Source organism: Primorskyibacter sedentarius (assembly GCF_004342065.1).
Taxonomy (GTDB): domain Bacteria; phylum Pseudomonadota; class Alphaproteobacteria; order Rhodobacterales; family Rhodobacteraceae; genus Primorskyibacter; species Primorskyibacter sedentarius.
The window spans coordinates 20340-40086 of sequence record NZ_SLZU01000010.1; the positions used below are offsets into that span (position 1 = coordinate 20340).

General features: G+C 63.7%; 22 protein-coding genes. 13 read left to right on the forward strand and 9 right to left on the reverse strand.

Going from position 1 to position 19747, the window contains the following annotated elements:
• Positions 1 to 100 precede the first annotated feature (100 nt).
• Entirely contained in the window at positions 101 to 967 is an 867-nt protein-coding gene (locus EDD52_RS13785) for a hypothetical protein (RefSeq protein ID WP_132245931.1), read from the forward strand.
• A 50-nt stretch (positions 968 to 1017) separates the two neighbouring features.
• On the opposite strand, the gene EDD52_RS13790 is transcribed toward EDD52_RS13785, so the two are convergent.
• The 3 genes from EDD52_RS13790 to fabA are packed head-to-tail and all read right to left on the reverse strand — an operon-like array spanning position 1018 to position 3583.
• Positions 1018 to 1809: an enoyl-ACP reductase FabI gene (locus EDD52_RS13790; protein ID WP_132245933.1), complete on the reverse strand. Its 792-nt coding sequence runs from the start codon at positions 1807 to 1809 to the stop codon at positions 1018 to 1020.
• A gap of 7 nt (positions 1810 to 1816) precedes the next feature.
• Positions 1817 to 3046 (reverse strand): beta-ketoacyl-ACP synthase I, encoded by a 1230-nt coding sequence (gene fabB / locus EDD52_RS13795; RefSeq protein ID WP_132245935.1) that lies wholly within the window; start codon positions 3044 to 3046, stop codon positions 1817 to 1819.
• Between the two features lie 27 nt (positions 3047 to 3073).
• Positions 3074 to 3583, reverse strand: coding sequence for a bifunctional 3-hydroxydecanoyl-ACP dehydratase/trans-2-decenoyl-ACP isomerase (gene fabA / locus EDD52_RS13800; RefSeq protein ID WP_132245937.1), 510 nt, complete (start codon positions 3581 to 3583; stop codon positions 3074 to 3076).
• Between the two features lie 194 nt (positions 3584 to 3777).
• On the opposite strand from fabA, the gene irrA reads away from it, so the two are divergent.
• A complete protein-coding gene (irrA, locus tag EDD52_RS13805; protein WP_132245939.1) occupies positions 3778 to 4197 on the forward strand; it encodes an iron response transcriptional regulator IrrA in 420 nt (139 codons plus the stop codon).
• A 199-nt stretch (positions 4198 to 4396) separates the two neighbouring features.
• On the opposite strand, the gene EDD52_RS13810 is transcribed toward irrA, so the two are convergent.
• From EDD52_RS13810 to EDD52_RS13820, 3 genes are all read right to left on the reverse strand, one after another.
• Positions 4397 to 4807, reverse strand: a complete 411-nt coding sequence (locus EDD52_RS13810; RefSeq protein ID WP_132245941.1) for a c-type cytochrome — start codon at positions 4805 to 4807, stop codon at positions 4397 to 4399.
• 138 nt (positions 4808 to 4945) lie between these two features.
• Positions 4946 to 5644: an ABC transporter ATP-binding protein gene (locus EDD52_RS13815; protein WP_132245943.1), complete on the reverse strand. Its 699-nt coding sequence runs from the start codon at positions 5642 to 5644 to the stop codon at positions 4946 to 4948.
• Positions 5637 to 6923 carry a lipoprotein-releasing ABC transporter permease subunit gene (locus EDD52_RS13820; protein ID WP_132245945.1) on the reverse strand — a complete coding sequence of 429 codons (1287 nt, stop codon included), beginning with the start codon at positions 6921 to 6923 and terminating at the stop codon, positions 5637 to 5639. The genes EDD52_RS13815 and EDD52_RS13820 overlap by 8 nt, the downstream gene beginning before the upstream one ends.
• A 212-nt stretch (positions 6924 to 7135) precedes the next feature.
• Between EDD52_RS13820 and EDD52_RS13825 the strand changes: the two genes are divergently transcribed.
• Both EDD52_RS13825 and EDD52_RS13830 read left to right on the forward strand, forming a co-directional pair.
• A complete protein-coding gene (locus tag EDD52_RS13825; protein ID WP_132245947.1) occupies positions 7136 to 8242 on the forward strand; it encodes a pyridoxal phosphate-dependent aminotransferase in 1107 nt (368 codons plus the stop codon).
• Positions 8243 to 8338: 96 nt separating this feature from the next.
• On the forward strand, positions 8339 to 8521 hold the full coding sequence (locus EDD52_RS13830; protein ID WP_132245949.1) for a hypothetical protein: 183 nt from the start codon (positions 8339 to 8341) through the stop codon (positions 8519 to 8521).
• Between the two features lie 24 nt (positions 8522 to 8545).
• On the opposite strand, the gene EDD52_RS13835 is transcribed toward EDD52_RS13830, so the two are convergent.
• A complete protein-coding gene (locus EDD52_RS13835) occupies positions 8546 to 9763 on the reverse strand; it encodes a pyridoxal-phosphate-dependent aminotransferase family protein (RefSeq protein ID WP_132245951.1) in 1218 nt (405 codons plus the stop codon).
• A gap of 135 nt (positions 9764 to 9898) precedes the next feature.
• On the opposite strand from EDD52_RS13835, the gene EDD52_RS13840 reads away from it, so the two are divergent.
• Complete coding sequence (locus tag EDD52_RS13840) at positions 9899 to 10600, forward strand: fused DSP-PTPase phosphatase/NAD kinase-like protein (protein WP_132245953.1); 702 nt, start codon at positions 9899 to 9901, stop codon at positions 10598 to 10600.
• Positions 10597 to 12354, forward strand: a complete 1758-nt coding sequence (locus EDD52_RS13845) for an ABC transporter ATP-binding protein (RefSeq protein ID WP_243651944.1) — start codon at positions 10597 to 10599, stop codon at positions 12352 to 12354. Before EDD52_RS13840 ends, EDD52_RS13845 begins: the two co-directional genes overlap by 4 nt.
• A gap of 21 nt (positions 12355 to 12375) precedes the next feature.
• On the opposite strand, the gene EDD52_RS13850 is transcribed toward EDD52_RS13845, so the two are convergent.
• Positions 12376 to 12963 (reverse strand): glycosyltransferase, encoded by a 588-nt coding sequence (locus tag EDD52_RS13850; protein ID WP_165907549.1) that lies wholly within the window; start codon positions 12961 to 12963, stop codon positions 12376 to 12378.
• 67 nt (positions 12964 to 13030) lie between these two features.
• Between EDD52_RS13850 and ygfZ the strand changes: the two genes are divergently transcribed.
• Entirely contained in the window at positions 13031 to 13762 is a 732-nt protein-coding gene (gene ygfZ / locus EDD52_RS13855; protein WP_132245957.1) for a CAF17-like 4Fe-4S cluster assembly/insertion protein YgfZ, read from the forward strand.
• A gap of 174 nt (positions 13763 to 13936) precedes the next feature.
• Here the strand turns inward: ygfZ and EDD52_RS13860 are convergent, their stop codons facing one another.
• On the reverse strand, positions 13937 to 14566 hold the full coding sequence (locus EDD52_RS13860) for an FCD domain-containing protein (RefSeq protein ID WP_207906029.1): 630 nt from the start codon (positions 14564 to 14566) through the stop codon (positions 13937 to 13939).
• 246 nt (positions 14567 to 14812) lie between these two features.
• Between EDD52_RS13860 and EDD52_RS13865 the strand changes: the two genes are divergently transcribed.
• The 6 genes from EDD52_RS13865 to EDD52_RS13890 all read left to right on the forward strand — a co-directional run bounded on the left by EDD52_RS13865 (position 14813) and on the right by EDD52_RS13890 (position 19745).
• On the forward strand, positions 14813 to 15658 hold the full coding sequence (locus tag EDD52_RS13865) for a fumarylacetoacetate hydrolase family protein (RefSeq protein ID WP_132245961.1): 846 nt from the start codon (positions 14813 to 14815) through the stop codon (positions 15656 to 15658).
• A gap of 131 nt (positions 15659 to 15789) precedes the next feature.
• Entirely contained in the window at positions 15790 to 16695 is a 906-nt protein-coding gene (locus EDD52_RS13870; protein WP_132245963.1) for a VOC family protein, read from the forward strand.
• Positions 16696 to 16716: 21 nt separating this feature from the next.
• Positions 16717 to 17274 carry an NADPH-dependent FMN reductase gene (locus EDD52_RS13875; protein ID WP_132245965.1) on the forward strand — a complete coding sequence of 186 codons (558 nt, stop codon included), beginning with the start codon at positions 16717 to 16719 and terminating at the stop codon, positions 17272 to 17274.
• A gap of 36 nt (positions 17275 to 17310) precedes the next feature.
• Positions 17311 to 18198, forward strand: a complete 888-nt coding sequence (locus EDD52_RS13880) for an alpha/beta hydrolase (RefSeq protein ID WP_132245967.1) — start codon at positions 17311 to 17313, stop codon at positions 18196 to 18198.
• Complete coding sequence (locus EDD52_RS13885; protein ID WP_132245969.1) at positions 18195 to 19250, forward strand: Ldh family oxidoreductase; 1056 nt, start codon at positions 18195 to 18197, stop codon at positions 19248 to 19250. Before EDD52_RS13880 ends, EDD52_RS13885 begins: the two co-directional genes overlap by 4 nt.
• 27 nt (positions 19251 to 19277) lie before the next feature.
• Positions 19278 to 19745, forward strand: a complete 468-nt coding sequence (locus tag EDD52_RS13890; protein WP_132245971.1) for a tripartite tricarboxylate transporter TctB family protein — start codon at positions 19278 to 19280, stop codon at positions 19743 to 19745.
• Positions 19746 to 19747 lie beyond the last annotated feature (2 nt).

Genomic DNA, 19747 nt, shown 5'->3' on the forward strand with positions numbered 1-19747 from the left:
CGAGTCTCAGTGCGGGGGCATAGCGCAGAACGGCCCCGGGTTGCAATGGACCTGAAATTCGCGGAGTCTGCGGCAAAACAAGGTGACGGCAGGAAAAGAGATGACCCATCCCGCGCTTGGCGATTTTCTGAGGCAGAACAAGGCGGCCCTGTCCAAGGGGCCGGTTGCGCTGATCTTTGTCGAGGATGACGTGGAGATCGAGAGCAGCCTGCGCCACCATCTGTCGATGGGCTTTGCCGCGGTCGTGGCGTTCATGCGCGACGGGACGGTCCTGCCCAGCGATCTTGGCGACAAGGTCTTCCGGGTCAGCTATGACATGACCGCCGACAATGCCCTGACCGACGCGGTGAATGCCGTGATCGCGGCCGTTCCGGGCACGTGGATCTATTACTGCTACAACGCGGAATACCTGTTCTTTCCCTTCTGCGAGACCCGCACCATTGGCGAAATGCTGGCCTTTCACACCGAGGAACGGCGCGACGCGATGCTGTGCTATGTCGTTGACCTATATGCCGGGGATCTGGACCGCTGCCCGAACGCGATTTCGCTGGAGGATGCCTGGCTGGACAAGTCAGGCTATTACGCGCTGGCCCGCCGCGACGCACCGGAGGCCGACTCCAAGCAACGCCAGCTGGATTTCTTTGGCGGTCTGCGCTGGCGATACGAGGAACACGTCCCCGTTGACCGCCGCCGGATCGACCGGATCGCGATCTTTCGCGCCAAGCCGGGCCTGAAACTGCGCGAGGATCACACGTTCAGCATTGAGGAATACAACACCTATTCCTGCCCCTGGCACCACAACCTGACCTCGGCGGTTGCCAGTTTTCGCACCGCGAAGGCGCTCAAGCGCAATCCCGGCTCCACCTATGACATTCCCAGTTTCCGCTGGCACAACTCCACCCCGTTCGAGTGGCATTCGCGGCAATTGCTGGACCTGGGGCTTATGGAACCCGGACAGTGGTTCTGAGACCGTCACGCCCCGCCTGAGCCGGGGCGTGAGGCGCGTCAGAGGTAACGTCAGAGGTTTTCGTATTGCGGCATGCCCAGCACGTGGAAGCCGCCATCGACATGGATAACCTCGCCCGTGGTGCACGCACCCGCATCAGAGGCCAGCCAGACCGCCGTGCCGCCCACTGCCTCCAGCGTTGCATTGGCGCGCAGGGGGGCGTTCATGTCGGTATGTTTGTAGGTCTTGCGCGCCCCACCGATGGCAGCGCCTGCCAGCGTCTTCATCGGGCCCGGAGAGATCGCGTTGACCCGGATGCCTTCCGGCCCCAGATCATTGGCCAGATAGCGCGTCGCGGATTCCAGCGCCGCCTTGGCCACGCCCATCACGTTGTAATTGGGCACAACCTTGTTGGACCCCTGATAAGTCAGTGTCAGCAGCGTGCCGCCATTATCCTTCATCAGCGGATGGGCGCGACGGGCGCATTCGATGAAGGAATAGCACGAGATATCCATGGAATGCTTGAAGTTCGCCCGGCTGGTATTCAGGATCCGCCCCGTCAGCTCCGACTTGTCGGAATAGGCGATGGCATGGACCAGAAAATCGATCGTCGGCCAGCGCGCGGCCAGTTTGTCGAACGCCACATCCAGCGAGGCATCGTCGGTCACATCGACATCGACCAGAAAGTCGGACCCGACACTGGCGGCCAGCGGCTCCACCCGTTTGCCGAAAGCGTCGCCCTGATAGGTGAAGGCAAGCTCTGCGCCCGCCTCGGCCAGCGCACGGGCGATGCCCCAGGCAATCGAGCGTTCGTTGGCGACGCCCATGACAAGCCCGCGCTTGCCCTTCATCTGATCCGACATGTTCTGACTACCCGTTATACTTTGAAAGCAGCATCGACCCGTTGGTGCCGCCGAACCCGAAGGAATTGGTCATCACCGTATCCAGCCCGGCATTGTCCACGCGGGTCGTGGCAATCTCGGCCGGGTCCAGCGCCGGGTCGAGCGTTTCGACGTTGATCGACGGGGCGATGAAATCGTTCTGCAGCATCAGCAGGCAGTAGATCGCCTCTTGCGCGCCGGTGGCCCCCTGGCTGTGGCCGGTCATCGACTTGGTCGAGGACACCGGCGGCGTGCTGCCCTGGCCAAAGACGCGGCGCACGGCCTCGATCTCGCCCACATCCCCCACGGGGGTCGAGGTGCCATGCGCGTTGATATAGCCGACCTTGCGGCCTTCGGGCAAAGATTGCAGGGCAAGGCGCATGGCGCGCTCGCCGCCCTCGCCCGATGGCGCCACCATATCGTGCCCGTCCGACGTGGCCGCATAGCCCGTCACCTCGGCATAGATCTTGGCGCCGCGTGCCTTGGCATGTTCCAGCTCTTCCAGAACGACGACACCGCCGCCGCCGCCGATCACGAACCCGTCGCGATCCGCATCAAAGGCGCGGCTCGCCTTCTCGGGCGTGTCGTTATATTTCGAGGACATCGCGCCCATCGCGTCGAACAGGCAGGACAGGGTCCAGTCCAGCTCCTCGCCGCCGCCTGCGAACATCACGTCCTGCTTGCCCATCATGATCTGCTCTGCCGCGTTGCCGATGCAATGCAGGCTGGTCGAACAGGCCGAGGTGATGGAATAGTTGATGCCCTTGATCTTGAACGCGGTCGAAAGATTGGCACTGATTGTCGACGACATGCATTTCGGCACGGCGAACGGCCCGATGCGTTTCGGGCTGCCCTTTTCCAGAACGGTCTGATGCGCGACCAGCATGGCCGATGTCGACGGCCCGCCGGAGCCTGCCACAAGACCGGTGCGCGGGTTGACGATATCGCCCTCCTCCAGCCCGGAATCGGCGATGGCCTGGCTCATGGCGATATGGGCATAGGCCGCACCCGGCCCCATGAACCGCAGCGTGCGCTTGTCCACATGGTCGGCCACGTCCAGCTTTACGCTGCCCGCCACCTGGCTGCGAAACCCGTGTTCTTTCATCGCCTCATTGGCGGTGATGCCGGATTTTCCGGCCTGCAACGAGGCCAGCACCTCGGTGGCATTGTTTCCGATGGACGAGACGATGCCCAGTCCAGTGACGACGACGCGGCGCATGGCGTTCTCCTTAGTCTGGAAGTGGGGTCAGTTTTCCGAAAGGGCGACCTTCATATCCTTGACCTGGTAAATCACCTCACCATCGGCCTCTACCCGGCCGTCCGCAACCCCCATCGTCAACCGGCGGGTCTGAATCGCCTTGGTGAAATCAACGTAGTAGGTCAGCATCTTGCGGTCGGGGCGTACCATGCCGGTCAGCTTGACCTCGCCCACACCCAGCGCGTAGCCGCGCCCCTGCCAGCCGCGCCAGCCAAGGTTGAAACCGGTCAGCTGCCACAGCCCGTCCAGCCCCAGACAGCCCGGCATGATCGGGTTGCCGGGAAAGTGGCAGTCAAAGAACCAGAGGTCGGGTTTGATGTCGAATTCGGCCACGACATGGCCCTTGCCATGTTCGCCGCCATCGCCCGAAATATCGGTGATCCGGTCCATCATCAGCATCGGTGGTTCGGGCAGCTGCGCATTTCCGGGGCCAAACAGCTCTCCTCTTGCGCATTTCAAAAGATCGTCCCGGTCGAAACTGCTTGGATACAAGGCCATACGAGGGCGTGCCCTTCCATAATTTTTTCACGTCAAACCCCTCTATCACCGTGGCCTGCGGCCATGCAAGCCCGGCCTGTCCGACCCGCATGCGGCCCGGTTGCCGTGCCCCGTCCGGTTGCTGCGGCAAATTTGGTTGAACTGACACGGGTCAGACGCATATATTAGATGCAATGAAAGGGGGCTGTGACCTCATGGAGCAACAGGCATTGCAACGCGGATCAGTTTGGCTGGATGGTGCGGGATTGCGTCCCACACGCCAGAGGCTGACGCTCGCCGCCCTTCTGGTGGGTGACGGCAAGAACCGGCATGTCACCGCAGAAAGCCTGTTCGCCAAGGTCAAGCAGCAGGGCGAAAGCGTTTCGCTGGCCACCGTGTACAACACCCTGCGCGCGTTTTGCGATGTTGGCCTTTTGCAGGAGGTGACGGTGGATGGCACGCGCAGCTATTTCGACACCAACACCCACGACCACCCGCATTTCTACTGGGAAAATGACGGCTCGCTGACGGATGCACCGGCGAATGAGCTGCAGATCGTGCAATTGCCAGAGGCGCCCGAGGGCACAGAGATCGCCAGCGTCGAGGTTGTGATCCGCCTGCGCCCCAAGACCTGACCCCCGCGCTTACCCGTCCCCGCACAGCCTGCAACCAACCGGCCCTTTAGCGGCCCGGGGGCTTCCGGTGTTGTGACGCATCAGCTGCATCGGCGTGCCGCGCGGGCGGGATCAGCGCCCCCGCCCTGACGGCGTCTTGTCGAACAACCGCGCAGACAGACCCCGGCAAGACTGGCGCCGCTGGGATAAATCGCCGGAATTACCGCTGTGCCTGAATGCTCTCAAGATATTCGACAAGCGCCACCAGCTTGCGCGGTGTCGGTGTCATCTTGCCATCGCCGGAATCGAACGGGATCTCATCGCCTTCCAGCAGCGCGCCGAATTCCGGCATGTTGGGCATGTCGAGACGGGTATAGCCGTCGATGGTGGACAGCACCTTGGCACGCGGGAAGCTGCCGCCATTGCGCACCTCGATCAGCGTCAGATCTTTCGGCGCCTTGGTCATTGCCCGCGCCATCGGCCCGTTGCCGCGCCCGTCATTGCCGTGACATACGGCGCAATTTTCCACGAAAAGCGCGCGCCCGTCGCTTGCGACCGGCATTTCAGCCGTCATGCAACCTGCCACCCCGAGTGCCGCGATGAACCCTGCAACAATTGCCCGTCCGGCCATGATCATACTCCCTCACCTGATTAATCCATGTGTCGCCTGTGGCGCGCGACTGTTCAAGCCCGATATTGCAGACAGGCCCCTGCGCGGCCCCCTCATGCCCTGCCCGCCCCCGCCGGAGCTGCACCTGACAGACAGGGCTCAGCCCGCCACCAATCGGCCATTATCCAGCCGGACGGTGCGGTCCATGCGCGCGGCAAGTTCCGGGTTATGCGTGGCGATGACCGCCGCAAGCCCGGTATCGCGGACCAGTTCCATCAGGGCCGCAAAGACCTGATCCGAGGTCGCGGGGTCCAGATTGCCCGTGGGTTCATCCGCCAGCAGCAGCTTGGGTGCGTTGGCCAGCGCCCGGCAAAAGGCGACACGCTGTTGCTCGCCCCCCGACAGGGCCGCAGGGCGGTGACTTGCGCGCGGCGCGATGCCGACGCGGGTCAGCAGGTCCTCTGCCCGTGCTTGGGCGTCGCGGCGGGGCACCCCGTTGGCAAGCTGCGGCAGCACGATATTTTCCAGCGCCGAAAATTCCGGAAGGAGGTGGTGGAACTGGTAGATGAAGCCGACTTCGGACCGGCGGGTCAGGGTGCGGCGCCGATCGGAACGCGAGCTCATGTCCTCGCCACCGATGCGCACGGTGCCGGCGTCGGGTGTGTCCAGCAGCCCTGCGATATGCAGCAGCGTCGACTTGCCCGCCCCCGACGGCGCGACAAGGGCGACAACCTCGCCCGCGGCCACGCGCAGGGACACGCCGTCCAGCACGCGAACCTCTGACTGTTTGCCCTTATTATAGGTCTTGGCGATGCCGGAAAGCTCCAGCACGGCGTCACGCGGGGTCGTGTCATTCATAGCGCAGCGCCTCTACCGGGTTCATCCGGGCGGCACGGCGCGCGGGAAAAATCGTTACCACGAAGGACAGGCCCAGCGACAAGAGGATGGCCGAGATCACGTCGCCCAGCTCCAGCTTGGCGGGGACGGAGTACAGCCCGCGGATCGACGGATCCCAGACGCCGCCGCCCGAGACGTAGTTCACGAGCGAGAAAATCTCGTCGATATAGATCGCGAAGAGGCAGCCCAACGCGACGCCAAGAGCCGTTCCGATCAGCCCGGTGAAGGCACCGCAGATAAAGAAGACCCGCAGGATCGACCCTTCGGTCAGGCCCATCGTGCGCAGGATGCCGATGTCGCGGCCCTTGTTCTTGACCAGCATGATCAGGCCGGAAACGATGTTCATTGCCGCGATCAGTACAAGGATGGCCATGATGACGAACATCACGTTATCCTCGATCTCCAGCGCGCGCAGAAAGCCGCCACTGGAATCGCGCCAGGTCCAGACCTGCCCCCGGTCGCCCGCTGCACGCAGCAGCGGCAGGGTCATGTCGTCGACGGTTTCGGGATCCTCGACCATCACCTCCAGCTCGTCCGCGACACCTTCGCGGTTGAAATAGATCTGCGCCTCGGCGAAGGGCATGTAGACGCGGGTACGGTCAATGTCATAGCGCCCGGCGGTGAAGATATAGGTGACCTCATAGGCCTTGACGCGCGGCGAGGTGCCGAACGCGGTCTTGACGCCATCGGGCGAGATAACGCGCATCCGGTCGCCCACGCTCACGCCCAGCTCTCGGGCCACGCCCGACCCGATGGCGATGCCTTCGTCAAAGCGGGCAATGTCGCCTTGCGCCTCCTCCGGGTTGGCGATGCGGGGGATGGTTGCAAGGTCTTGGGAAGTGATCCCGTAGACCTCTATCCCGGCATTTCGGCCATTGGCCGTGGCCATGACCTGCCCTTTGACCAGCGGTGCCACGCGGGTGACACCCGGTACGGCGGCCACACGCCCGGCCATTTCGGCGTAGTCGGGGATCGTCCGGTCAAGACGCCCATTCGCCTGCGCCTCTGGCATATTGTAGACCGTGACATGCGCGTTCGCGCCAAGGATCGTATCCACGAATTCCGCGCGGAACCCGGACCGGACAGCCAGCGTGGCGATCAGGGCAAAGACGGCAAGCGTGATGCCGATCAGGCTGATCCAGGTCATCACGCTGACCCCGCCTTCGGCCCGCCGCGCGCGCAGGTAGCGCCATGCGATCATCCATTCGAAACCCGCGAAGGGCGGTGGTGGAAGTGTCACTGGCGGGTCCTCGGTTGGGGCGGCTGCGAGTCGCGCGCGCAACCTGATGCAGCGCGTGCGGCGCGTCAAGGGTGGGGCGGTGTGCTGCAAGCCCGGCCATAAGCGCCATTCTGCCAGTGCCGGCGAAAGGGCGCGCGCGCGTTAACGGGCCAGCATGGCCGGGCATGACAGGGGGCTTGTCTGACCCCGATCAAGGAGGCATAGAAGCGGCCATGACTGGACCACGCTATCCCGCCCTCATCGCCGATCTGCCCTCCTCCGTGCCCTTTGTCGGCCCCGAAACCCAGGAGCGCGAGCGCGGTGCGCCGTTCCTTGCCCGTCTGGGCGCGAATGAGAGCGTTTTCGGGCCATCCCCGAAAGCGGTGGCCGCGATGCAACGAGCAGCTGGCGAGATCTGGAAATACGGCGATTCGACGAGTTTCGATCTGCGCCGCGCGCTCGCGGCATCCTTGGGCGTGGGCACGCAGAACGTGCTGGTGGGCGAGGGGATCGACGGGCTTCTGGGCTATCTCGTGCGGCTGCTTATCGCGCCGGGGGATGCTGTGGTGACGTCGGACGGGGCTTACCCGACCTTCAACTACCATGTTGCGGGCTTTGGCGGGGTGCTGCACAAGCTGCCTTACCGCGACGACCATGAAGACCCGGCGGTGCTGTTCGCGAAGGCGGCAGAGGTGGATGCCAAGCTGGTCTACCTTGCCAATCCGGACAATCCGATGGGCAGCTGGCATGACGGTGCGGCGCTGGTCGCCGCGCTGGACGACCTGCCCGAAGGCACCCTGTTGCTGCTGGACGAGGCCTATATCGAATTCGCCCCCGAGGGGACGTCGCCGGTGCTGGACATCGAAGACCCCCGCGTCATCCGGATGCGCACCTTTTCCAAGGCGCATGGGATGGCCGGGGCGCGTGTCGGCTATGCCATCGGGGCGGCTGACCTGATCCGCTCCTTCGACAAGATCCGCAACCATTTCGGCATGAACCGGACCGCACAGATCGGCGCGCTGGCGGCACTCGAGGACGAGGTCTGGCTGGAAACCGTCAAGGCGGATGTGGCTAAGGCCAAGGATCGCATTGCCCTGATCGCCCGGGATAACGGGCTGACCACCCTGCCCTCTGCCACCAATTTCGTGGCGGTGGATTGCGGCGCGGACGGGGCGTTTGCGCGCAAGCTGCTGGAGGCTCTGGGCCGCGAAGGTGTGTTCGTGAGGATGCCCTTCGTGGCGCCGCAGGATCGCTGTATCCGCATCAGCGCGGGCACGCCTGAAGACCTTGATGTGCTTGCGGATGCGCTGCCACGTGCGCTGGCTGCGGCGCGCGGCTAGGCGCCGGGGGCCCATGGGGCGCATCCGGCCGTCTTGGCGTTTTTCAAGGCTGCGCTATCTTCTTGCCTGTCTGAAGGTGAAGCAAGGAGACAGGCCATGCGCAACGGTCAATTGCCAAGCGCACCGAATTACACAACCGCCGCGCTGGTGATGGGCGGGGTCAACCTGTTGTGGATCCTGGGTGTGATCTGGGCGGTATTCGGTCTGCCTGTCGTGATGCTGCTGTCGCTGGGGCTGAACTGGCTTATCGACCGGCTGGACAGGCGGCGCAGGGGCTGACCCCGCCCTGCCATCCGTGCCGCGTCAGGCAGAGGCATTCCCGCCCGCCGCCCCTGCAATCACCCGCGCGGCCGCACCGGTCCCGCCCGCGCCATGCGCGATATCAAGTGCGCAAAAGCCCGCCTCTACCGTGCCGATCAGACCCAGCATCATATGGGCGTTGATATGCCCCATATGCCCGAAGCGGAAAAACCCGTGCCATGCTGGATCGGTCGGGGGGACCATGCCCAGCCCGATGCCCAGCGTCACGCCGGCCTGGGTTTCGCACCATGCGCGCAGACGCGACGCATCGGGCGGGCCAAGACGGGCCGCCGTCACCGCATGGCTGCGCCTGACAGGGTCGGGCATGTTCAGTTCCAGCACGCCGCCCTGCCCCCAGGCATCGCAGGCCGCCCAAAGCGCACGCGCCAGTGTCTCGTGCCGGGACCAGATATTCTCCATCCCCTCTTCGTGGATCATGTCCAGCGCGGCGCGCAGGCCAAACAGGTGATGCGTCGGGGCGGTGCCGCAAAACTGGTTGGAATATATCTCGGGCGCGATACGCGGCGCCCAGTCCCAATAGGGGCTGACGCGCGGCAGGGCGCGGCGCGCCTCTTCGGCCTTGGGAGAGATAAAGACAAAGCCCAAGCCCGGCGGTGTCATCAGACCCTTCTGGCTGGCCGCGATCATCACATCGACGCCCCAGGCGTCCATCTCGAACCGGTCACAACCCAGCGACGCAATGCAATCCGCCATCAAAAGCGCCGGGTGCCCGGCCTCGTCCATCGCGCGGCGCAGCGCGGCGATATCGTTGCGGATCGAGGTGGAAGTATCGACATGAACTGCCATCACGGCCTTGATCCGGTGGGCGCTGTCGGCGGCCAGAGCCTCTGCCACGCGGGCGGGATCGATGGCCTCTCGCAACCCGTGATCCACGATCTCGACCTCGATACCCAGCTTTCTGGCAGTGTCCGCCCAGCCCTTGCCGAAATTGCCGTTCACGGCCACCAGAACGCGGTCGCCGGGTGCCGCGACATTGGCAAGCGAGGCCTCCCATGTGCCGTGCCCATTGCAGATGTAGATCGCAACACTATGTTCTGTCCGCGCAACACGACGCAGATCAGGATAGAGCGAGGCCGTCATATCCATGAGGTCGCCCTCGTAGATGTTTGGCGCGGCGCGGTGCATCTCGCGCAGGACGCGGTCAGGCATGACAGACGGGCCGGGAATGGCCAGATAAGGGCGACCATGGGCGAGCGACATTTGGGCAATGCTCCGGAAAAATGAGGGCGAGGCGCACATTAACCGGCGCGGCCCCGCCGTCAATCCCGGGCAGCACGCTTGCCACACCGGCTGAGTCAAACTAAACCCCGCGCAAACCGGCAGGAAGGCCCGCGAATGCTGAAACGGCTGTGGACACGTATCGAAGAGGCGGAACGCTCGCTGCGACGCTCCTTCGGCAAGGACATCGTGACGCCTTCGGGGCGGCGATGGGCCACGTTCCATTACAACATCTTCGACCATGCCTTTCTGCGCAGCTTCTGGACCAATTTTTTCGAGGTGGCCCCGGGCGTTTACCGGTCCAACCAGCCCACCCACAGGCGGTTCGAGAAATATGCCGAGATGGGGATCAAGACGGTCATCAACCTGCGCGGCACCGACAAGCACGCGCATTACCTGTTCGAGCAGGAAAGCTGCGAGGCGCTGGGGCTGACGCTGATCAATGCCAAGCTCTGGGCGCGGCAGGCGGCCAAGCGCGAGAATATCGTGCATCTGATCGACGTGATGCGCAGCGCCGAAAAGCCATTGATGTTCCACTGCAAATCAGGTGCCGACCGGGCGGGTTTCGCCTCCGCACTGTACCTGCTGGTTTTCGAGAACGCCCCTGTCGAGCTTGCCCGCCGCCAGATGGGGTTGAAATACATCCACCTGGAATTCACCAAGACCGGCATTCAGGGCTACATCCTGGACAGCTATGCCGCGCGCAACGCCCGCGAGCCCATCGGCTTTGAGGAGTGGATCCGCACCGAATACGACCACAGGGCCCTGCAACGCGGGTTTGACGCCAAGACGCCGCCGAACGAGTTGGTGCTGACGTGACCACCGAGACCCCCGGCGCGCGCATCCTGTTGGTCTGGCTGTGGCGACAATACCTGTCGAAGCACTGGAAACTGCTGGCTTTGGGCATGTTCTTCATGTCGCTCGAAGGGTCGATGTTCGGCTTTCTCAGCTACATGATGAAGCCGATGTTCGACAGCGTCTTCGTGGGCGGCAACTCTGGCGCGATCGGCTGGGTTGCGCTGGCATTCTTCGGGATCTTCCTGATCCGGGGCATGGCCAGCATGGTGCAGAAAGTCGTGCTGACGCGGATATCGCAGCTGACCGTGGCCGATATCCGGGCCGATCTTGTTTCGCATCTGATGCGGCTGGATGGCAGCTTTCACCAGACCCACCCGCCCGGCTACGTGATGCAGCGGATCGAGGGGGATGTCGGCTCCATCAACAAGGTGTGGCGCACCATCATCACCGGCGCCGGGCGCGACGTGATCGCCCTGATCGCGCTGTTCGCTGTTGCGTTAGGCATTGACTGGCGATGGACCCTGGTTGCGCTGATCGGCACGCCGCTGCTGGTCGGCCCGTCAATCCTGTTGCAACGCTCTGTCCGGCGCAATTCGCGGCTGGCGCGCGACGTGGCGGCGGGCCTGTCCACCCGCCTGAACGAGATTTTTCACGGCATTGTCGCGGTGAAACTGAACGGGTTGGAAAGCTACCAGTCCAAGCGCTACGCGAAGCTGACAAAGGAACGCATCCGGGTCGAGATCCGGGCCAGCATCGGGCAAGCCGCGATCCCCGGGCTGATCGACATCATGTCGGGGCTGGGTTTCATGGGTGTGCTGATCTACGGCGCGTCCGAGATCATGTCCGGGGCCAAGACCGTCGGCGATTTCATGGCCTTTTTCACCGCAATCGGCCTTGCCTTCGAACCGCTGCGCCGTCTGGGTGCGGTCAGCGGCACCTGGCAGGTCGCCGCCGCCGGGATCGAACGCATCAAGGAGCTTCTGGCGATGCGGCCGCAACTGGCCTCCCCCGCCAACCCGCGCCCCATCCCCGAAGGTGTGCCAGAGATCCGTCTGGAAAACGTCTGTCTCAGTTATGGCGACACGCAGGTTCTGCGCGGGGCCTCGTTCGTGGCGGAGGCGGGCAAGACGACCGCGCTGGTCGGCCCCTCCGGTGCGGGCAAATCCACCGTCTTCAACCTGCTGTCACGGCTTGTCGATGCGGATTCCGGCGTGGTCAGCATTGGCGGCGTCCCGGTGCCCGAAATGGACCTTGTTGCCTTGCGCGGCATGTTCTCGGTCGTGTCGCAGGAGGCGATGCTGTTCGATGATAGCTTGCGCGAAAACATCCTGCTGGGCGAGACGGATGTCGATGAGGATGCGCTGAACCGCGCGCTGGATGCGGCGCATGTCACGGACTTCCTGCCGCGCCTTTCCAACGGGCTCGACAGTCCGGTCGGGCCGCGCGGCAGCAACCTGTCCGGCGGCCAGCGCCAGCGCGTGGCCATCGCTCGCGCGCTTCTGCGCAACAAGCCGATCCTGCTTCTGGACGAGGCGACCTCGGCCCTGGATGCGCAGTCCGAAGCCATCGTGCAAGAGGCGCTGGACCGCCTGTCGCACGGGCGCACGACGCTGGTGATCGCGCACCGCCTGTCGACCGTGCGCAATGCCGACCGCATTGTCGTGATGGATCAGGGGCAGGTCGTGGACATGGGCACGCATGAGGAACTGCTGGCGCGCTGCGACACTTATGCAGACCTGCATCGCCTGCAATTCGATACCAAGGTTTCCGAATAGAATCCGGGGCTGCGCAGCGGCTTAGCCCCGTGCGCGCAGAGCTTCCGGCGTGACTGTCAGTTCTGCCCCCAGCGGGCGCATGTGCCCGCGCAGTCGTTGCAGCAATTGCGTATCCTCCACGCGCGGCTGATCGGCGTAGCCCCCCACGGTTTCATATAGCGGATAGGGCAGCAAAAGGCCCTGCCTCGCCGACGGGCGCGCGGATATCCGGCTGCGCATGTTCACCCACTGCGCGACCATCCGGGGCACAAGCCCGCCACCGCGGACGCCAATACTGCTCCAATAGGCGGCGGGCGTCGCCAGCGCTGCCTCGGCATGGACGGTCCATCCCGCGCCCAGCCAGCATTCGGGCAGCAGCATGAACAGCCAGTCACCTTCGGCCACGGCCACGCCGCGACGCAACTGCCCCCCGACGCCAGCAGGCCCGGTCACTACCCGCGCCCCTGCCGCCGCAGCGATCGCAAGCGTTGCGTCCCCGGACCCGCCATCCGTAACGATAAGCTCGCGGATCAGCCCGGCCTCCAGCCCTTCGATCAGGGCGGACAGGCAGCCGGGGAGGTCTTGCTCTGCGTTCAATGTCGGGATCACCACGGAAATCGGTGCGCGCATCGGAAGGCCCTGTTGTGCTCGGTTCCCGATCCTATATGTCACTTGCACGAACAACGGGAGCAAATTCATGACACGCAGCGTGATCCGGGTCGGCGGCGAGGGGGCGCGGCACTTCCTGCAGGGGCTTGTCACCAACGATGTCGCGAAGCTGGACAAGGGGCTTGTCTATGCCGCGATGCTGACGCCGCAGGGCAAGTATCTGGCGGATTTCTTCATGGTGCCCGATGGTCAGGATGTGCTGATCGACGTGGACGCGTCGCTTGCAGAAGGGCTGTTTCAGCGGCTGTCGATGTACAAGCTGCGTTCGCCCGTGAGTTTGACCCGCGAGGACACGAACGTCACCTGCGGCACTGACCCCGCGCCCGAGGGGGCTTTTGCAGATCCTCGTGATGTTTCAATGGGTTGGCGCGGATACGGCGCGGGCTTTGACGCCTCGCCCGCCGATTGGGAGGCGCTGCGCGTGGCGGCCTGCATCCCCGAAACGGGGATCGAACTGGGGCCGGATACGTTCATCCTTGAGGCCGGGTTCGACAGGCTGAACGGCGTCGATTTCCGCAAAGGTTGCTATGTAGGTCAAGAGGTTACGGCCCGCATGCGGCACAAGACCGAACTGCGCAAGGGGCTGGCACTGGTCGCCATTGATGGCGCCGCAAACCCCGGTGCAGAAATCACGACGAGCGAGGGTAAAGCGGCGGGCACGCTGCACACGCGGTCGGGCGACAAGGCCATCGCCTACCTGCGTTTTGACCGCGCGACGGGCGAGATGAAAGCGGGCGAGGCGACGCTTCGCAGGCTGTGAGTTTGGGGCCTTTTGTGCTTTTTGTACTGCCCTTTGGTACAAATGCCCTCTGGACGACAGACTGCGGGAGATCGCGGCGGTCTGAGCGAACGAAATTGCCCGTTTGACCGGCGGCTTGCGACCTTGAAACAGCGATGCCGCCGGGGGCCGGTCACACCGACGCGCCCCTGCCCGTCACAGCAGTTTTATCGCGCGCTCGGATGTGTCGCGGATGTGATGCTCGATCAGGCTTGATGCAAGATCGGCATCGCGCGCGAGCGTTGCTGCCATGATCTCGCCATGTTCCTCGTATTTGCGGCCACCCAGACCTTCGGGCGCACGCTTTGTCACAAAGCGATACCGGTCGAGCTGATCAAACATGATGGACCGCAGGCGAAACAACCACCTTCCCTGACAGGCGGCCACGATCGCCTCGTGAAAATCGCGGTGGCGTTCCACCCATTCCGAATGCCGTTCCATGCGCCGTTCCCATGGCAGCCCTTCGATCAGGCTGAGCCGATGATGCACGGCGACAATATTCGCCTCCCAGTCGTCATCGCCATGTTCGATGGCCTCGCGCACGGCGCGCTTTTCGAAATTGATGAAATGGTCGGTGATCTCGACAAGCTCCTCTGCCGAGACCGGCGCCACCTTGAAGCCTTTGCCGACTTCGACGGTGACGAACCCTTCGGATGACAGTTGCGACAAGGCCTCGCGCAGGGTGCCGATGCCGACATCATAGCGCTTTGTCATATCCGCGAATTTCAGCCGGGTGCCCGGTTCAAGAACGCTGGTCACGATATCCGTGCGCAAGCGGGTCAGCACGTCGCGGTCCGCGGCCGTGTCGGACTGTGGGGATCGGCTGCTTGCGGGGTTCAAACGACTTGGCTTCACGCGCTGCTCCATCATGGATCAATCGGTGCAGTGGCCTGCGCGCAGAGCATCGATTGCCTGTGTTCCAGATTTTCGAATATCCGATCTTCCCTGGAATGAATACCCGGTTCGAGAATGTGGGTTTCCTGTTCATATTTTCAAGGATAGACTTATTTTCGAAAATGTGAAGGTTTAAGAATGAAGCTGCTCTCTTTTTCGCATGCGGGGCGCGCCTCCTGGGGGTGCATGGTGACACAGGGTCTGGTGGACCTTGGCGCAAGGCATCCCGACCGCTTCCCTGATCTGAAGTCATTTATCGCGGCGGGCATGCCGCGGGATGTGCTGGCGGATTTGGGCGGCCCTGACCTGAGGCTGTGCGATGTCATGCTGTCGCCGGTGATCCCCAATCCTGACAAGATCGTTCTGGCGGCGATCAATTACCGGGAAGCCGGGCAGGACGTGGACAAGGCCCCGGCCTATCCTGTGCTGTTCCTGCGGCTGGCCTCTTCGCAGATCGGCCATGGCGCGCCGCTGATCGAGCCGCGCTCCTCGCGCAAGCTGGATTTCGAAGGCGAGCTGGCCGTCATTATCGGCACGGGCGGGCGCCACATCACCGCGGACCGGGCGATGGGCCATGTCGCGGGCTATTCCATCTATAACGACGCCAGCGTGCGCGACTGGCAAAAGCATTCGCACCAGTTCACCCCCGGCAAGAATTTCGCAGGCACAGGCGCGTTCGGGCCGTGGATGGTGGAGGCTGGCGACCTGCCCGACCCGAAAGAGGGGCTCGCGCTGGTGACGCGGGTGAACGGGGTTGAAAAGCAGCGGACGGTCACGTCGCGGATGATCTTCGATATCCCGTATCTCATCTCCTACATCTCGACCTTCGCGCCGCTGGAACCGGGTGATGTGATCGTCAGCGGAACCTGCACCGGCTTTGGCAGCACGCGCCGCCCGCAGGAATTTCTGGTGCCGGGGGATGTTGTGGAGGTCGAGATCGAGGGAATCGGCGTGCTGTCGAACCCGGTTCAGGCAGAGCGATGAGGCGTTCTCCGGGGTTGTCCAGCGGGGCGCGCATCGCAATTTTTCAACTATGTGTAGATTTTCGAAAATAATTGGCATTTCGGAAAATGCGTGCTAAACGGTGTGAAACGCAGCAGGGGAGAGATGCGGCCATGACCTACTTGGTGAACGCGATGGGGCACGTTCAGTTGAATGTTGTGGACGTGGAGTCTCTGGTCCGGGAATCCTGCGACATCCTTGGGCTGCGCGTCACACGCGAAGAAAGCGGCTGCGTCTGGCTGTCGTCCAATGGGCGGATCGCAGAGCTTGTCCTTCACGAAGCGGGCGATAACGCGATCCGGTCACTGGGGTTCGAGGCAGTGTCCGAGGCGGCCGTGTCCGAGGCGGCGCGCCGGGTCGAGGATGCGGGCTGTCGGCTGGTTTCGGAAGAGCCGAGCCTTGCGTGCTGCCGAAAGGGCATGCAGTTCGTGACCCCCCAGGGACATAGGTTCGAGCTGCACAGCCCCGTCGAGACAGAGATCTACGGTAACCGGCACCCGACGATCGGCATGGCGCCGCTGCGGATCGACCATGTCAACATCACCTCGCCAGAGCCTGCGGAGACCCGTGCGCAGATGGAACAGATCATGGGGATGCGCCTGTCCGAGCGGATGGTGGATGACGGGCTGAGCTGGATGCGCGGGGCGAACCGGCTGCATCATATCCTTGGGATCGTGCGGGGCGAGACCGGCTTGCACCACTATTCCTGGGAGGTGGCGGCGTTTTCGGATTACTGCCAGCTGGGCGACCGTCTGGACACGATCGGGAAGAATTTCATCTGGGGCCCCGGGCGGCACCGGCCCGGTGACAACACCTTTGCCTATTACATCGATGCCTGTGGCGCGATGGTGGAATGCGCCGGGAACATGGCGCTGATCAATGACGACGACCGCTATGAGCCCAACGTGATCACCGCGCTGAAACGGCCGGAAAACGTGCGCGTCATGAATGTCTGGGGAGAGCCTGCGCCGCTGCCGTGGCGCGAGCATCATTTCCCCTGGGCCGCCCCCGCAGCCTGAAACACTGAAGAGGACACATCCGTGACGAAACTTGGAATTCTGGAAGGCTCTTTGCGGCGTGCGTCGCTGTCGCGTGCGGCCGGGCGGGCGGCGGCGGGTCTTGTGCCCGAAGGGATGCAGGCCGTGGCGCTGCCCAATCCCGGCACATTGCCACTGTTCAATCAGGATGTGCTGGACGAGGGCATGCCCGACGCTGTCGGCGCGTTCATTGCGGCCGTGCAGGGCGTGGACGCGCTGTTGATCGTCACGCCGGAATACAACTGGTCCATTCCGGGCGGATTGAAGAACGCGATTGACTGGCTGTCGCGCAAGACGCCCAGCCCGCTGGCACACATGCCCGTCGCGATCTGGAGCGTGTCCCCCGGCCTTCTGGGCGGCGCGCGGGTTCACGAAGGGCTGCGCAACACGCTGCTGTCGCAGGACATGCGCGTCATGGCCAAGCCCGAGGTGCAGATCGCCGGTGCGAAAGGCAAGCTGGATGTGGATGCGGGGCGGGTCACCAACCCCGACACAGAGGCTTTCCTGCGGGGCCACCTGTCCGGCTTTGCCACATTCTGCAACGCGTGGGGCGGCGCCTGAGCGCTGCTGCCAACCGACACAAGGAGGCGCACCGAAATGGAACATTCGCTGACATTCATGTCCGATGGGCTGAAACTCTCTGGCGTTCTGCATGTGCCCGAAGGGCGCAAGCCGGGGCTGCGCCTTCCGACCTTCATCGTGCTGCACGGATTTGTCGGCACCAAGGACAAGTCGCATGTCGAGCTGGTCGCCCGCATGATCGAGGAGATGGGATATTGCGTCTTCCGGATCGATTTTCGCGGATGCGGGCAATCCGAAGGCGCGCGCGGTGAAGTGCGGTGCCATGACCAGGTCGCCGACACGCGAAACGCGTTGACCTTTATCGCCCAGCGCGAGGAGGTTGATCCTGACCGCATTGCCCTGACCGGTCACAGCTTTGGTGCGGCGGTGGCGATTTTCACGGGCGGGGTCGATCAGCGTGTCGCGGCCGTCGTGTCGCTTTGCGGCTGGGGCGACGGTGAACGCAAGTTCCGCGGCCAACACCCCACGCCCGAGGCATGGGCCCGTTTCACCGGCATTCTGGAGGCCGGGCGCAAACACAAGGCCGAAACCGGCGAGAGCATGTGGGTATCTCGCTTTGACGTGGTGCCGATCCCCGAAGAGCTGCGCAAGAACCTGTCGCCGCATGCCCAGTTCGAAGTGCCGGTCGAGACCGCGATTTCGATGTATCACTTCCGCGCCGAGGATGTGGTGGCCGATATCGCGCCCCGGCCCCTGCTGCTGTTTCACACGGCGGGCGATGTTGTCACCCCGATGGAGCAATCCATCCGCCTGTTCGAAAAGGCAGGCGCCAATGCGGAACTGATGATCCCGACCGGGGTGTCGCATTTCCCGCTGTCAGAGGATGACGCCGCGCATACCCGCGCGCTGATCGCGGCATGGCTGGCAAAGTTCTTTCCCACGCCATTGAGCGACACGGCATGACAGCGTTCCGCGCAGATGACCTGAAGGCATATGCCGCCGCCTTGTTGCAGGGCGGGGGCTATTCGCCCGCCCATGCAGAGCGGACGGCGGACATCCTTGTCTGGGCAAATGCGCGGGGGGCTAATTCGCATGGGGTTTTGCGCATCCCCCGTTACGTCGAAATGGTGGAGCAGGGTCTGATCGACCCCAAGGCAGAGCCGGAACTTGTGTCGCAGGACGGTGCTGTGGGCGTGATCGAGGCGCATCGCGCGCCGGGTGCCTCTGCGATGGTGGGTGCCATGGATGCCGCGATAGACATCGCGGGCCGACACAATATCGGGTGGTGCTCTGCCCGCAATATCACCCATGCGGGGGCGGTTGGATATTTCGCCCTGCGGGCCGCGCGGCGCGGCTTTATCGGGATTGTCATGACCGCCTCTGGCCCCTTGATGGCCTATCACGGCGCAAGGGTTTCAGGGCTGTCGACCAACCCGATTTCAATCTCTGCCCCGTCAACGGACCTACCCCTGTTGCTGGATATGTCCACCTCGACAGTTGCGCTGGGCAAGATCATGCATGCCAGGGACGCAGGCACGCCGATCCCGGCCGGATGGGCGATTGACGCCAATGGCGCGCCCGCGACCGACCCGTCCGAGGTGGCGACGCTGACACCGCTTGGCGGGCCGAAAGGATCGGGGCTGTCGCTGATGATCGAAGTGCTGTGCAGCGTGCTGTTGGGAAACCCGGTGATTTCATCGGTTCTGGGCGGCGGCAAGGGGGCCATGAACGGGGCGGCACTTGCGATCAGGGTCGAGGCGTTCGGTGCGCCGGACGTGTTTGCCAGCCATATCGCGGATCTTGGCCAGACGCTGAAAGCCTTGCCAAAGGCGCCTGACACGGACGAGATCCTGCTGCCGGGCGAACGCGGGTTTCGCCTGTCAGAGACGCGCATGCGGGCGGGCATCCCGTTGGCGGGTGGAACGCTTGAACGGCTGGCCAGCCTTGCGGACAGGCTTGGGGTGGCGCAACCCAAAGCCATCGCGCCGGACAAGACGGCAAACCAGAACAAATAGCGCATCTGGCGTTCTTGGGAGGGAACCTTGGCGAACACTGAAAATCATGCAGACCAGAACATGGCCTCGCGCGCAGCCAGCGGCGGCGTGCTCTTGCTGGCAGGTCTTGTCATGCTGTTCTTCGCCTGGGGTTATCCGACCGGGACGCTCAACCAGATGGGGGCCGGGTTCATCCCGCAAGCCATTGCCATCCTGATTTCCGGCCTTGCCGTGGCCATCATCGTCATCGACCTGAAGGCGCCAGAGCCGGAACGGGCGGGCCCGGTTCACTGGCGGGGGCTGATCTTCATCTCTGCCGCCGTCATCATCTTTGCCGTGCTGGTGGATGTCGCGGGGCTGGTGCCGTCGATGTTCCTTGCCGTGGCGGTTTCGATGTTCGCGGATCATCAGGCCCGGCCGGTCCCGGTGCTGATCTACACCCTGTTGGCGACGTTTTTCGGCTGGCTGCTGTTCCTTGTCGGGCTCGAGCTGCCAATTCCGGCCTTCTGGAGGTAGCG

Bases quoted from the DNA above. Each gene is read 5' to 3' on its own strand.
- EDD52_RS13825 (WP_132245947.1), top strand. From the start codon at position 7,136: ATGACTGGACCACGCTATCCCGCCCTCATCGCCGATCTGCCCTCCTCC.
- fabB (WP_132245935.1), bottom strand. From the start codon at position 3,046: ATGCGCCGCGTCGTCGTCACTGGACTGGGCATCGTCTCGTCCATCGGA.
- EDD52_RS13790 (WP_132245933.1), bottom strand. From the start codon at position 1,809: ATGTCGGATCAGATGAAGGGCAAGCGCGGGCTTGTCATGGGCGTCGCC.
- EDD52_RS13815 (WP_132245943.1), bottom strand. From the start codon at position 5,644: ATGAATGACACGACCCCGCGTGACGCCGTGCTGGAGCTTTCCGGCATC.
- EDD52_RS13810 (WP_132245941.1), bottom strand. From the start codon at position 4,807: ATGGCCGGACGGGCAATTGTTGCAGGGTTCATCGCGGCACTCGGGGTG.
- EDD52_RS13850 (WP_165907549.1), bottom strand. From the start codon at position 12,963: ATGCGCGCACCGATTTCCGTGGTGATCCCGACATTGAACGCAGAGCAA.
- EDD52_RS13865 (WP_132245961.1), top strand. From the start codon at position 14,813: ATGAAGCTGCTCTCTTTTTCGCATGCGGGGCGCGCCTCCTGGGGGTGC.
- EDD52_RS13785 (WP_132245931.1), top strand. From the start codon at position 101: ATGACCCATCCCGCGCTTGGCGATTTTCTGAGGCAGAACAAGGCGGCC.
- EDD52_RS13830 (WP_132245949.1), top strand. From the start codon at position 8,339: ATGCGCAACGGTCAATTGCCAAGCGCACCGAATTACACAACCGCCGCG.
- fabA (WP_132245937.1), bottom strand. From the start codon at position 3,583: ATGGCCTTGTATCCAAGCAGTTTCGACCGGGACGATCTTTTGAAATGC.
- EDD52_RS13870 (WP_132245963.1), top strand. From the start codon at position 15,790: ATGACCTACTTGGTGAACGCGATGGGGCACGTTCAGTTGAATGTTGTG.
- ygfZ (WP_132245957.1), top strand. From the start codon at position 13,031: ATGACACGCAGCGTGATCCGGGTCGGCGGCGAGGGGGCGCGGCACTTC.
- EDD52_RS13880 (WP_132245967.1), top strand. From the start codon at position 17,311: ATGGAACATTCGCTGACATTCATGTCCGATGGGCTGAAACTCTCTGGC.
- EDD52_RS13835 (WP_132245951.1), bottom strand. From the start codon at position 9,763: ATGTCGCTCGCCCATGGTCGCCCTTATCTGGCCATTCCCGGCCCGTCT.
- EDD52_RS13840 (WP_132245953.1), top strand. From the start codon at position 9,899: ATGCTGAAACGGCTGTGGACACGTATCGAAGAGGCGGAACGCTCGCTG.
- EDD52_RS13885 (WP_132245969.1), top strand. From the start codon at position 18,195: ATGACAGCGTTCCGCGCAGATGACCTGAAGGCATATGCCGCCGCCTTG.
- irrA (WP_132245939.1), top strand. From the start codon at position 3,778: ATGGAGCAACAGGCATTGCAACGCGGATCAGTTTGGCTGGATGGTGCG.